This is a genomic window from Hungatella sp. L36 (assembly GCF_014288035.1).
Genome location: NZ_JACOPC010000001.1, coordinates 490,718 through 503,918, shown reverse-complemented (window position 1 = coordinate 503,918; position 13,201 = coordinate 490,718). Strand labels below are relative to the sequence as shown.

General features: G+C 50.3%; 14 protein-coding genes. 4 read left to right on the top strand and 10 right to left on the bottom strand.

Annotation, left to right across the window (positions count from 1 at the left end; genetic code table 11):
• Window positions 1–26 precede the first annotated feature (26 nt).
• The 4 genes from H8S80_RS02110 to H8S80_RS02095 form a co-directional block, all read right to left on the bottom strand.
• Complete coding sequence (locus H8S80_RS02110) at window positions 27–719, bottom strand: NUDIX domain-containing protein (protein ID WP_002600535.1); 693 nt, start codon at window positions 717–719, stop codon at window positions 27–29.
• Window positions 720–754: 35 nt separating this feature from the next.
• On the bottom strand, window positions 755–1,234 hold the full coding sequence (locus tag H8S80_RS02105) for a COG2426 family protein (protein ID WP_002600536.1): 480 nt from the start codon (window positions 1,232–1,234) through the stop codon (window positions 755–757).
• A gap of 161 nt (window positions 1,235–1,395) precedes the next feature.
• Entirely contained in the window at window positions 1,396–2,130 is a 735-nt protein-coding gene (locus tag H8S80_RS02100) for an SIR2 family NAD-dependent protein deacylase (RefSeq protein ID WP_002600537.1), read from the bottom strand.
• Between the two features lie 256 nt (window positions 2,131–2,386).
• Window positions 2,387–2,539: a hypothetical protein gene (locus H8S80_RS02095; protein WP_002600538.1), complete on the bottom strand. Its 153-nt coding sequence runs from the start codon at window positions 2,537–2,539 to the stop codon at window positions 2,387–2,389.
• A 216-nt stretch (window positions 2,540–2,755) separates the two neighbouring features.
• Here H8S80_RS02095 and H8S80_RS02090 point away from each other — a divergent pair, with 216 nt between their 5' ends.
• Window positions 2,756–3,412, top strand: coding sequence for a phosphatase PAP2 family protein (locus H8S80_RS02090; protein WP_002600539.1), 657 nt, complete (start codon window positions 2,756–2,758; stop codon window positions 3,410–3,412).
• Between the two features lie 106 nt (window positions 3,413–3,518).
• Here the strand turns inward: H8S80_RS02090 and H8S80_RS02085 are convergent, their stop codons facing one another.
• Together H8S80_RS02085 and H8S80_RS02080 are read right to left on the bottom strand one after the other, a co-directional pair.
• Complete coding sequence (locus H8S80_RS02085) at window positions 3,519–4,538, bottom strand: glycosyltransferase family 2 protein (protein ID WP_002600540.1); 1,020 nt, start codon at window positions 4,536–4,538, stop codon at window positions 3,519–3,521.
• Window positions 4,535–5,281, bottom strand: coding sequence for a CPBP family intramembrane glutamic endopeptidase (locus H8S80_RS02080; protein ID WP_025530795.1), 747 nt, complete (start codon window positions 5,279–5,281; stop codon window positions 4,535–4,537). Before H8S80_RS02080 ends, H8S80_RS02085 begins: the two co-directional genes overlap by 4 nt.
• A 284-nt stretch (window positions 5,282–5,565) precedes the next feature.
• On the opposite strand from H8S80_RS02080, the gene arcC reads away from it, so the two are divergent.
• Window positions 5,566–6,498 (top strand): carbamate kinase, encoded by a 933-nt coding sequence (gene arcC, locus H8S80_RS02075; RefSeq protein WP_002600542.1) that lies wholly within the window; start codon window positions 5,566–5,568, stop codon window positions 6,496–6,498.
• A gap of 107 nt (window positions 6,499–6,605) precedes the next feature.
• Complete coding sequence (locus H8S80_RS02070) at window positions 6,606–7,436, top strand: PHP domain-containing protein (RefSeq protein WP_117630107.1); 831 nt, start codon at window positions 6,606–6,608, stop codon at window positions 7,434–7,436.
• Here H8S80_RS02070 and H8S80_RS02065 read toward each other — a convergent pair.
• From H8S80_RS02065 to H8S80_RS02055, 3 genes are read right to left on the bottom strand one after another with little or no spacing between them, the layout of a single operon-like run.
• Entirely contained in the window at window positions 7,415–8,059 is a 645-nt protein-coding gene (locus tag H8S80_RS02065) for an ABC-2 transporter permease (protein ID WP_117630106.1), read from the bottom strand. The two genes, H8S80_RS02070 and H8S80_RS02065, sit on opposite strands and share 22 nt — an antisense overlap.
• On the bottom strand, window positions 8,056–8,916 hold the full coding sequence (locus H8S80_RS02060) for an ABC transporter ATP-binding protein (protein WP_117630105.1): 861 nt from the start codon (window positions 8,914–8,916) through the stop codon (window positions 8,056–8,058). Before H8S80_RS02060 ends, H8S80_RS02065 begins: the two co-directional genes overlap by 4 nt.
• A gap of 10 nt (window positions 8,917–8,926) precedes the next feature.
• Window positions 8,927–9,301, bottom strand: a complete 375-nt coding sequence (locus H8S80_RS02055; protein WP_002600546.1) for a GntR family transcriptional regulator — start codon at window positions 9,299–9,301, stop codon at window positions 8,927–8,929.
• Window positions 9,302–9,651: 350 nt separating this feature from the next.
• Here H8S80_RS02055 and pdaA point away from each other — a divergent pair, with 350 nt between their 5' ends.
• Complete coding sequence (pdaA, locus tag H8S80_RS02050) at window positions 9,652–10,461, top strand: delta-lactam-biosynthetic de-N-acetylase (RefSeq protein ID WP_025530792.1); 810 nt, start codon at window positions 9,652–9,654, stop codon at window positions 10,459–10,461.
• A gap of 592 nt (window positions 10,462–11,053) precedes the next feature.
• Here pdaA and H8S80_RS02045 read toward each other — a convergent pair.
• A complete protein-coding gene (locus tag H8S80_RS02045; protein ID WP_117630104.1) occupies window positions 11,054–13,144 on the bottom strand; it encodes a glycoside hydrolase family 3 protein in 2,091 nt (696 codons plus the stop codon).
• Window positions 13,145–13,201 lie beyond the last annotated feature (57 nt).

Below are 13,201 nucleotides of genomic sequence, written 5' to 3'. Positions count from 1 at the left end.
CCCTGCGGCAGCGGTCTTTTGCCTCGTCATTCCAGCTGTTCGCGGTACTCCTTCTGCATCTCCTCCAGACGGTCCAGCGCCGTATTTAAAATATAGGCGTGGTCGAAAGCCAGCGCTTCCGTGTCATTCACATCGATCGCAGGCAGCAGTTCCGCATGTGTATCCTTCTTCCACATGAGTCCCATGTGGGTATATCCTTCCGTAATCCGGTATCCGATGAAAATATGACGTTCCTCGTTCTCCACAGTCAGGGCGTATGTCGCACCATCTGCCAGATCCGACAGCTTCTTTTTCTTAACCTGAAACCACACGGCCTCCTTTGCATCGTCTCCTGCGACCGGATTCAGTTCGTCCTTCGGCACAACCGCCATATACGATACAGAGATAATCCGCGTCCGCGGGTCACGTTTTACACTGCCCCATGTATAGAGCTGTTCCATGCAGACACCGGTGATCCCGGTCTCCTCCTCCAGCTCTCTGGCCGCGGCTTCCTCCAGCGATTCGTCCATATTCACGAATCCGCCCGGCATAGCCCACTGGCCGATACACGGATGGTTCCGTCTGCGGATCAGCAGAAGCTCCGGGTCCTCATCCTCTGCCTCCGGATCGACTGCAAAAATCAGCATATCCACAGTCACCGACGGCCGCTCATAATTTCCGGGCCTGTACTGTGCTAAGAATTCTTTCTCGGTCAGCCCATCTTCATTCTTCAGTTCCATAGGAATTCCTCCTCCCCGGTCCCTGCGGCCCGGCTTTAAAAAATAACAGAATTAAGCGCTCCCAAAACGCCCACACTGGCCAGTCCCATAATGACTCCGGCAAGAAGTACGCCTCCCATGACTGCGAGGATACTGGATTTGAAGTCGATGTCGAGAAGGCTGGCTGCCAGCGTACCGGTCCACGCGCCCGTACCTGGAAGCGGGATTCCTACGAACAGCAGCAGAGCGATAAACAACCCTTTGCCTGCCTTCGCCTGCAGCTTCTCGCCGCCGTGCTTTCCTTTTTCCAGACACCACGTGAAAAATCCGCCGATCACGGGCTTGTCCGCTCCCCATTCTAAAACCTTTCTGGCAAATAAATAGATGATCGGAACCGGGAGCATGTTTCCGATAATGGCGATGATATACGACTCTAAAAGAGGCAGGCCCATCACCTGGGAATAAGGAATGGCGCCGCGAAGCTCAATGAGCGGTACCATGGAAATAAAAAAAACCATTATATAACTTTGTAACATCCTGATATTCCTTTCCTATAAAAAGTCTGCCATTATACTATACACAAAGATCGGGATCCTTACAACCTTTTTAGAAAAAGATAATAAATTTATGCGGAAAATTAATACGGGAAACTGCTGATTCAGCAGTTCCCCGTAGAGACGTATTTCAGACTTTCCGCTTATTTGTAACCCAGACCCGGCAGGATATTTTTCGGATAATCCAAGAACAGCATATCCGCCTTGTCGTCCAAATAGTGGCGGTTCGGATGGATAATCACCAGCCACCGCCCGGTAAAATATTTCACGTAGTTTCCGAATACCTCGGAGTCCAGCGTCGTTCCGAGAAGCAGAAGGACCTCTGCCTTCGATATCTCATTGGAGGTCTTCGTCATCAGGCGGCTGTCCACCATTTCACCGAACAGCGATACCTGCGGGCGGATCGGGATATCGCATTTGTCGCAGAGAAGTATCTTTTTCGCATCCCGCACCTGCTCCATGGTGTATTCCCTGCCGCAGTGCGGGCATTTATTCTCATAGATCGTCCCGTGAAGATTCACCACGTTTTTGCAGCCGGCCCTCTGAGCCTTTGCATAAATGTTGCTGGTGATGAGACACTGCAGCTTCCCGGCCCGTTCCATCGCTGCCAGTGACGGACCGGAATCCGTGTCCTCTGGCGGATTCTCCAGCATCTCTTTCTTATAGAATTCAAAGAAAAACTCGGGCCGTGTATTATAGAAGGCGCTGGAAAAGATCTCTTCCGCAGAATATCCGTACTTCGTCTCGATATCATAGGCTTTATCGGGATTCTTTACCCCTATAAAGCCGCCCTCCTCCATCATGCCGGAGCCGCAGATAGCCACCGTGTACCTGCTCTCATCGAGAATTTCCCTCAGTTTTGAAATCTTACCTTCCATAATAAAACCCTCCCTTCAAAGCTTCTTGTACTGCTCTGTTTTATGATAATATTATACTATGAAATAACAGTATTTTCCATGTTATATTCTATTTATTTTCTCTTTTTTCTTCTCATACTTTATTCGTGCGGCAAATCTCTGCTTTCCGCACAATTGCACAGTGTATTCAATCCCTGAAAATACAAAATGCCGATTCCATGGACTAATTTGACTTTATCCATGGAAATCGGCATTTTGCATCTGCACGTTCGATCTCTTACATCGGTTTTCTCTTCGTATTCGGTCCCATACCTTCCCGGCGTGAATTATGGGTCTGATTCTGGTTTTCCGTCTTTACCTTCTCGGTAATGCTGTTGAAGGTCTCGTTCGATTTCTTCTGCGCCAGTTTTTCCTGCTGGTCCTTGTCCATTTTTATCACCTCACGGATAGTATGAGCCGGACAGGAGCATTGTACTCATGACCGCAGAAATGGGAGCTTAAACTTTCGTAATAAAAATCTTAACATTTCGTTAACCCCCTTGTACTCTCCAAACTGGTGTGATATAATCCACGGAAGTTGGTAATATATATCAATAGTATCAGAATCTGACAACTCACACCTAACAACAGAAGGGGTTGATCTTATATGAAAAATCTGCTTCACAAGTACAGGCACGCATGGGTTTTATGCTACGCTTTCATCTACATTCCCTGGTTCGTTTATTTAGAGAAGACGGTGACGAGCAATTATCACATCATGCACGTCGGGCTCGATGATTATATTCCGTTCAACGAATACTTCATAATTCCTTACATGCTCTGGTTCGCCTATGTGGCGGGCGCAGTCCTTTATCTGTTCTTTACAAATGTTAAAGATTATTACAAGCTTTGTACCATGCTGTTCACCGGAATGACCATCAGCCTTCTGGTATGCACCATATTTCCGAACGGAACGGACTTCCGGCCGGTCATTAACCCGGATAAGAATATCTGCTCCGCCATCGTAGCGTGGCTCTATTCCACCGACACGTGCACCAATGTATTTCCAAGCATTCACGTATACAATTCCGTCTGCGTCCATATCGCAGTCAGCCACAGTGAACGGCTTAAGAAGTATAGGTCCGTACAGATTGGTTCCTTTGTCTTAATGGTTTCCATCTGTCTGGCTACAGTTTTCTTAAAACAGCACTCCGCGTTCGACGGTCTGGGAGCGGTCATGATGGCATACGTCATGTTCCAGTTTATCTACACGGACGGTTACGTCACCAGCAGAAAGAAAGTCACGCAGAAAGCTATCAGTTAATACGAAACGGTCACCCGACGCCAGCCGTTCGGGCCGCCATAATAATCAAGAGCCTTCAGTCGATCCGATCGGCTGGAGGCTCTTTTTCACTTTATAATTCTGCAAATCAGTTGAAACCGAAGAATTTCTGTGTAATCTTATATCCTGCAATGGAAAACTTACGGCCGCTCTTGCCCGGAAGGTTCGTTCCCTGTCCCAGGAATCCCCATCTCAGCCGGAGATACAGCGTGAGATTCAGCTTGCGCAGATACTGCCACAGCTCCTTCTTCTTCGCCATGTTCTCCTCTGTCCCGGACTTGATCGCCAGTATGGAAGAAACCGTCATCATAATCTCGAGATAGCGCACCATGTAGCGGCGGAGCTTGCGTTTCTTCAGCTTCGTGACGTCGCAGTAGCCAAGCATCAGCTTCGTCACGCGGATCTGCTGGTCGATTCGGCCGATCATGACCTCCTCGTTCACCGACTGGTCTTCTCTTCCGATAAAATAACGGTAAAAATTCACATTTAAGTAGTACATGGTCTTTACATGAGGAAGCGGCTGGTATACAAAAATATTATCCACATAGAATGTATGCTTTGGAAGCTCTAATCCGCATTCCCGCAGAAGTTCCGTGCGGTAAATGACGGAATGCATCAGAATATACTGGCCCAGCATGAAGACCTTCACATCATCCCAGGTAAACAGTTCGTTCTGCGGAAGCGCCGTCCGGTAGTTCATAACCTTTTTTCGCTTCGCGCCCTGTTTCTCATAGACAAAGTTGCTGATCAGCATGTCCAGCGTCTCCTCGCCGCATACAAACCGGCGAAGGGTCGAGAGTATCTCCTGATAGGCCGCCTCATCCACCCAGTCATCACTGTCCACAACTTTATAATAAATGCCCTCGGCATTGCGAAGTCCTGTATTAACTGCCTCACCGTGTCCGCCATTCTCCTGATGGATAGCCCGGCAGATACCCGGATACTTTCTTTCGTATTCATCTGCTATCTCCGCTGTACGGTCCTTCGTGGAGCCGTCGTCGACAATCAGAATCTCCACCTCGTCGCCTCCCGGCAGAAGCGATTCGATGCAGTGCCTCATATAGGCCTCTGAATTATAGCATGGAATTGCAATGGATAATAACTTCACACTTCTTCCTCCTTTATATTCGTCTTACGTTCTATTCTGATCAAACAAAAAACCGAGAGAACAACTGCCAGCGCAAGAGCGGTATAAAACGCAAACGCCGACCTTTTCTCCGCCAGAATCCCAAGTCCTGTATTCACAATAACAATCGATGTAACATTTGCCGCAGCATGAAATACCCAGGGAGCGGCCAGCGTCTGAAAACGCTCATAAAGCCATGCCATGACCAGCCCCAGAAGAAATGCATAGACTCCCTGAAGCAGATTGCCATGGTAAAGCCCAAACAGTACGGCCGATATCAGGGCGGCCGGCCAGAACGCCATCCGGTCTCTTAACGGAGCAAACATCAGCCCCCGGAATATCATCTCCTCTGCCGCAGGTATCACCAGCCCTGGCCCGAGTATCTGAATCAGAAACGGAGGGGAGTAAAGCACTTCCCCGACCTCTTCGAAACCGGGAGACCATTCCGGCAGCGGTGTTAAACTAATCATATTATTGACAGATAAACATATTCCAATTCCCAAAAGGATAAGGATGGGAAGGCAGCCCCGAAACCGAAATGGTATGGGCGGCATCACGCCCCGTCTGGCCTGATCGAACCGATAAGGCCAGTAATAGAGTACCGGAAACGTAACCGCGGCACCCAGCAGAGTGCACATCAGAGCCTGTAACGGCAGAGTCAGCGCGATGACACCCGTCACCAGACTGTAAAACACAAGCGGAAGTATCAGGTACAGAACCACCATCAGTCTCTAACCTCTCTTTACCTATATTAATATGAACATTATATCATTTCTTAGCAATATATCCAGCCCCAATTTTCTAAATTATTCCTTATCATTTCCTGATTTTTATGTCCGGTTCCCGCCGCAGCGCCGGTATGACAAGGGCCGGCGGGTGCTTTATACAGTGACGGCAGCCCGGCACACAATCCTGTGAAAATAAGAACTGGTTGCTTTTTCTCTGTCCAGATAATATAATATCCTTATACTTTTTTGATTAAATTACATCGAACTGAGAGGTAACTGATATGGCAAAGAAACGTATTGTTATGGCATTGGGTCACAATGCCCTGGGAACAAATCTTCCGGAACAGAAAGAAGCGGTGACTGAAACGGCGAAAGTAATCGCGGATTTTATCCAGGCCGGATGGCAGGTTGCTTTAACGCACAGCAACGCTCCGCAGGTCGGAATGATTCACACGGCTATGAATGAATTCGGAAAACAGCATGACGGTTATACCTCTGCTCCCATGTCCGTCTGCTCAGCCATGAGCCAGGGATATATCGGATATGATTTACAGAATGGAATCCGCGCAGAACTGGTAAAACGCGGTATCTATAAACCAGTAGCCACCATCCTCACCCAGATGATGGTAGATCCATACGACGACTCCTTCTACACACCCATGAAGCCGGTCGGCCGCTTCATGACGGCCGGGGAGGCAAAGGAAGAGGAAGAAAAGGGAAATTACGTGGAAGAGATTCCCGGAAAGGGATTCCGCAGAGTGATCGCGTCACCAAAGCCGGTTTCTATCGTGGAGATCGACGTAATCAAGGCAGTCATGGATGCGGATCAGATCGTCATCGCCTGCGGCGGCGGCGGAATTCCGGTTATGGAACAGGGCTATAACTTAAAGGGCGCCAGCGCGGTCATTGAAAAAGACAGGGCGGCGGGACTTTTAGCCAAGGAGATCGACGCCGATGTCCTTATGATCTTGACCAGTGTCGACAACGTCACCATCAATTACGGCACGCCGGATGAGCGTCCGATCTCACACATGAGCATCGAAGAGGCTGAGAGCTATATCAACGAAGGACAGTTTGAATTTGCCTCCATGCTGCCGAAGATTGAAGCGTCCGTGGACTTCGTCACACACGGCAAGGGCCGCAGCGCCATCATCACCTCTCTTTCCAAGGCGAAGGCGAGTCTGGCAGGCAAGGCCGGTACGACAATCGAGTAAAAGAAAACCCGTTACATTTATGAAGAAATCCCTCCATCTTTACAGGTGGAGGGATTCATCGTCATAGACCAGAGAATGGAAACAATCGTTTTATTTCAGGAGGCTTTATGAAAGTTGATTATCATATGCATACGCTGTGTTCAGACGGAATCTGCGAAGTGGAAGCTGTCGTTGACATGGCGGTAAACTGCGGAATTCTCGCCATGGCGGTCACGGATCACGACACGCTGTCGGGCATCGGCAGGGCCAGACAGTGCTGCCTGGGCCGTATCCGCTACGTTACCGGCACGGAAATTACGTGTGCGGAACAGCTCTGGGGAAGTCTCCCCACTTCCCAATCCATCCACCTGCTTGGTTACGGGTTCGATGAGACCGATCCGGTGCTGTGCGCGCTGCTCTCCGCCCGGAAAGAGCGGACGGAAGCCGTCTACCAGGAACTGGCAGAGGCTGTAACCGCGTCAGGATATCCGATTCGTATCCCGGATGTCCCCATGAGCTGCGGAAATGTCCTTCAGCTTCGAGATGTCATGGCTCACGTCAGGGCAGCTTACCCTGCGGTCAGCGAGGAGGCCGCGGAACTGGTCGATTCCTATGCGAAAGCCCTGACAGAAGCCAATATCACTGTGGAAGACGGCATCGCAGCCATCCACCATGCGGGAGGAAAAGCCGTCTGGGCCCATCCTTATAACTGCTACCACCATTTTCAGAAACAGTCCCTCCATGCACAGGAGGTGTCCATCATGCTGAAGGAGCTGGCACTCCTGGGAATCGACGGCATAGAAACCGAATATCCCGCATTCTCCGACTCAGAAAAAAGCTTTTTAAACGGACTCGCCGCTGAATATGGACTGTTTACGACTGCCGGCAGTGATTTTCATGGTTCCGAAAACAGGGACCATATGGGGATGGAGACAGATCAAAACTCCTTTTTATTATAGACCGACACGCTGATAAAGTACGAGAGCACCATCATCACAACGGTTCCCAGAGCTCCTGCGATGATGACGGCAGTCACTGTGCTGTCACTTACAGCAATATCATCCCCATACGCCGACGCAAGTGCTACGATCAAAAAGACTGCCACTCCAATTAAAACGCTGGGAATCATTCTGGCCTTCTCCACACCCAGCCAATACGTGAGCGGGATGGAGATCGAATTATAAAAGAATGCCAGGGCAACGCCGGTCAGCCAGTTAATCAGCAGCTCAAACAGAAATTCCGGTCCCATTACCATGCCTTTTATGGCTGTCGCGGCGGCCACAGCCGCCACTGCTATAATCCCAAAGAAAGCAGCAATACAGACCGAGTAAAGATACTTCTCCAGTACCATCTTCCAGCGCGGGATCGGCATAGTCAGAGCATACGTCTCCCACTTTGTCTGCCTGTCATAGGAAAACAGATTCAGTACATTCATTCCAGCTATCATGATAAACATGGGAATCAGGAACATTCCCGTCTTTTTACCTCCCAGAAAAGCTATTGACCACACCACAAGGATAAACAGCATTGACTTTATACTCTGGCGCATGATATACATATCTTTGATCAGTAATCCTGTCATTTTCGATCCCTCCTCACGGAATACAGCATGATTTCCTCGATGTTCGTCCGGTCCACCACAAGCTCCGGATATCTTCTTTTCACAATATCTCTCCCATGAATCAGTGCTTCCACTCCATAAGGATTCCGCCTGACGCCCACGATACGGACACCGGACAGCCCGGCGAACGCTTCTTCCCCGCATCGCAGAATTCCCATATCCTCCAGAAGCTGATCTTTCTCCTCAGAGAACAGGATGCTTCCATTGTGGATCATCGTAATATAATCCGCAACCTTGTCGAGGTCACTCGTTATGTGGGAGGCAATCAGCACGGAATGCTCTCCATCCTCAATAAACTCAAAGAAGAGATCGAGAATCTCATCCCGCGCCACCGGGTCTAATCCGCTGGTCGCCTCATCCAGAATCAAAAGCTTCGGATGATGGCTCAGTGCGGCCGCGATCGCCAGCTTCATGGTCATTCCTCTTGAATATTCCTTAACCTTTTTCTTCTCCGGAAGAGCGAACCTGGAAAGATAAGAGGAAAACAGCTCCTCATCCCAGTTTTTATAGATTCTTTTCATAATTCCCGATATCTGAACGGCGTTGAGAAAATCATGGAACTGGCTTTCACTGAAGACCGCGCCGATCTCCTCTTTAATGTCCTGCTCCCGCTCCCTGATATCCATGCCCAGAATCTCGACTTCACCTGCGTCACGCTTCACAATATCCAGCATGGCCTTGATTGTCGTGGATTTTCCAGATCCATTTTCCCCAATCAGCCCCATTATGCTTCCCTTGGGAATATCCAGGCTGATGTTATTTAATGAAAAATCCGGATACTGCTTGCTTAAATTTTGTATTCTGACTGCATATTCCATAGTTATTCCCTCACTCTCCGTCATAGAGCATCTTTAATACATCGCACAGTTCTTCACAGGAAATGCCGCTTCTCCTGGCAATGTCCACGGCCTTCGTCAAATACTCTTCCGCGATCCTTAAGTTTCCTTCCCGTATTACCTCCGTGTTTCTTGCCGCCACGAAGCTGCCTTTTCCGGTTATCGTCTCTATAAACCCTTCCTGCTCCAGATCGTTATACGCCCTCTTCGTCGTAATAACGCTGATCCGCAGATCCTTAGCCAGAGTTCTCATACTGGGCAGGGCGTCCCCCGCCTTCAGATGGCCGCTGATAATCAGATTCTTTATCTGAGATGTGATCTGCTCATATATTGGTTTACCGCTGGAATTGCTGATGATGATATTCACTGCACCGCCTCCAAATCTGTTATCCCTATCCCGCATTCATTGTAATCATTGTATATAGTTTATATATACACTATATCATCCCATCACACATCTGTCAACAGCCATTTCCCGCCGCAGAAATAAAACCTAAAAATTTGGTAACAGTTCAGACGGCGGGAAAATTGGTGCAAAAACGGACGTTGAGCTGGCTCATAAGGCCGTCTTTGCACCAATTTTCACATCGGATGGATATCCGATGCTTCTTGACCGGCTTTTTCGGTCAAGAAGATGAACCGTTTGAATTGTTACAAAATGCGAATAGAGACAGACCATTCCCCAATATATTAAATCAAACGGACTCAGGTGATGCTATGGATAAGAAAAAACAACTCTTCCGTCTGGTAAAGGTGCTGCTTTTATTTGCCCTGGCCTTTATGGCCGGCCGATTCGGCGCCATGATGACGGATGGAAAACAGGCGGTAGAAACGGCGGCTGACGGGAACTGGGGCTTAAGCTTCCAGCAGGAGGGGCAGCCCCCGGTGGCTAATGCTACCGCCGATTACCTAAAGAAATTCAACGCATACTATGCAGAAAACACACCAGAAAAAGTGCTCTATTTAACGTTTGACGCAGGCTACGAGAACGGCAACACCCCTGCGATTCTGGACGCGTTAAAGAAGCACAATGCACCGGCCACCTTTTTTGTGGTTGGAAACTACATAGAGACCGCACCGGATCTCGTAAAGCGAATGGTAGCGGAAGGCCATACCGTAGGCAATCACACGTACCACCACCCCGATATGTCAAAAATATCATCTAAGGAAGCGTTTGAGAAAGAGCTGGGAGATTTAGAGAAGCTGTTTACTGAGACCACCGGACAGACCATGAAAAAATACTATCGTCCGCCCCAGGGAAAATACAGCGAAACCAATTTGCAGATGGCAAAAGACATGGGATACAGCACATTTTTCTGGAGCCTCGCCTATGTAGACTGGTACCAGGATAAACAGCCGTCCAAAGAGGAAGCCTTCAAAAAACTTCTGGGACGCATCCATCCCGGCGCCGTCGTCCTCCTCCACAGCACCTCCAGCACCAACGCCCAGATTCTCGATGAACTTCTGACAAAATGGGAAGAGATGGGATATACATTTAAATCACTGGATCAGCTTGTAACAGAATAAGACGCAGTAATCACACAGGTTTTGTGTATGAGGATACGCGGACTTTTGCGTGAGATATCGAAAAAACGGAAGCGTGTAGCCAATCATGCATTACAATGACAATCCTGCCCGTTAGTAAGAATCAATGGTTTCTCGTAAAAGTTGAGTATAAGGGCAGACCACCTGTTTTTTATAGCCAGTTCCATAATGGATGTCCAATGGTAACTATCCACCCCCTTGTGGAGCCAGTACACAGCGGACTTTTTCACAGCCTGGCCGGAAAAGGGAGAGCGGGCGGCAGGGAGGGAAAGGTGAATGATGCAGAGGTCGGTGGGACTTAGGGCTAACAGCCGCCGGAGCAGGGGCAAAATCGCGTTTTCAGGACGCAGCGGTAAGTCCCCCTCACATACGTTCGGCGGAATGGTTTGCGGGCACTGAGAGCGAACGCATCAGGCGTTCGGTCGAATTGCCCGGGACCCCTGCAGAGGGGGCTGTTCGCCCTTAGTCCCACCCCCTCGGAATCCCTGAACCTTTCCCTCCCTGCCGCCCGCTCTCCCTTTTCCTCAATCCCCCGCGCAAAAGTCCGCGTATCTTTACCCACAAATCCCCCGTCTCACTCCCCTCTCCGGCAGATCACAGTAACCGGCTCCGCCGCTCCTAACTGTCTGCTCCTGGCATCCGGCTGGCTCGTTCCGATACTGAATTCATAGACTGACGCATTTTCCACATATTCGCCTTCGGCGTTTACGCACTCATACGTATGGGCTCCCAGATCCAGTTCTACCCGCTTTTCTTCTCCCGGTTCCAGATCTACCCGCTGAAAGCCGCACAGACTCCAGTGCTCTGCCCGGTCCGGCGAATCCACGGGATTGACATAGACCTCGATCACCTCACGCGCGCGCCGGTCTCCGGTGTTTCGCGCTGTGACATACGCTTTCCTTCCGTCCACCACTCCGTCAGACAGCTCCGTCTTCCCGTAGGTTAATCCAAAACCAAATGGATACAGCGGCTCTTCCCGGATGTAACGGTACGTTCTGCCCTCCATGGAATAATCCTCAAACGCCGGCAAAGCGGATAAGTCCTTATAAAAAGTCACAGGAAGCTTCCCCCCCGGAGCACTCTTACCGAAGATCAGACGTGCAAACGCTGTGCCGCCTTCCGCTCCCGGATACCAGGCCTGAATCACCGCTTTGGCCTTTTCCTGGGCCAGCGATAGGTCGATCGCGCTTCCCGTCATATTGCAGACGATCACCGGTTTGTCCTGGGCCAGAAGTTCTTCCATCAGCCTGCGCTGAGAGGCCGGAAGCTCCAGTCCCTCTTTGTCCCCGGAGGAATAGCTGTTGCCGGTATCGCCCTCCTCGCCCTCCAGCGTTTCGTCCAGCCCGACGCAGAGAATCACCACATCGCTGTGCCTCGCGGCAATTCTCGCCTCCGACAGCCGGTCTCCCGGAAGACCTAAATGTTCCACCCGGTCCTCAAAGAGATGGCAGCCCTGGGCGTACAGCACCGTGGTTCCCTCCGCCGCTTCATTCTGAATCCCTTCCAGGATCGTCGTATAGTGGGACGAGGTTCCGTGGTAATTTCCGATCAGCGCAATCCGGCTGTCCGCGTTGGGACCGATCACCGCGATCTTTTTTACAGTATCCGGATTCAAAGGCAGTATTCCGTCGTTTTTCAGTAAGACCATGCTCTTTTCAGCCGCTTCCACAGCCAGTCTGCGGTGCTCTTCACATTCCACCGTCTCGTACGGAATTGCATCGTACTCTGTCGTCTCGCCCATGCCCAGCAGGTACCGGGTCGTAAACAGCCTTACAACGGCCTGTTTAATCTCCGCCTCCGTAATCATCCCTTTCTCATACGCCTTCAGTACGTATAGATACGTATTTCCGCAGTTTAAATCACAGCCCTTTGAGACGGCCAGAGCTGCCGATTCCTCTGCATTGTCCGTCACCATGTGGCTCTGATGGAAGTCACGGATGGCCCAGCAGTCCGATACGAAATGGCCCTCAAATCCCCATTTTCCACGGAGAATCTCCTCAATCAGCAGTGTGCTGGCACAGCACGGCTCTCCCTCATAGCAGTTGTATGCCCCCATGACGGATTCCACGCCGCCTTCCTGCACACAGGCCTCAAATGCAGGCAGATACGTCTCCCATAAATCCCGTTTCGTTGTGGTGGCGTTAAATTCATGGCGAACCGCCTCCGGCCCGGAATGCACGGCAAAATGCTTTGCACAGGCGGCTGTCTTTAAGTGTTCGCCCTCTCCCTGAAGGCCCTTTACGAAAGCAACGCCAAGGCGGGAAGTCAGATACGGGTCCTCTCCGTAGGTCTCATGGCCTCTGCCCCATCTGGGATCCCGAAAGATATTCACATTTGGAGTCCAGTAGGTCAGTCCCTTATAGATGTCCGTGTCGCCTTCCTTCTGAAATTCATTGTATTTTGCCCTGCCTTCTGTCGATACGGCATCCGCCACACTGCGCATCGTCTCCTCGTCAAACATGGCCGCCAGCCCGATGGCCTGCGGAAACACGGTAGCAGTACCGCCTCTGGCCACGCCGTGCAGTCCCTCGTTCCACCAGTTGTAGGCCGATATCTGCAGCCTCGGTATCGCGGGCGCGTCGTAGCGCATCTGGGAGGCCATCTCCTCCACCGTCATCTGTTCCACCAGTTCCACTGCTTTCTGCCTTGCTTTCTGTCTGTCCATAGGTTCCTCCAAATTATCTTTATTCAAAAGTCTTATCTTAGATTTTTCTTTTCAAGC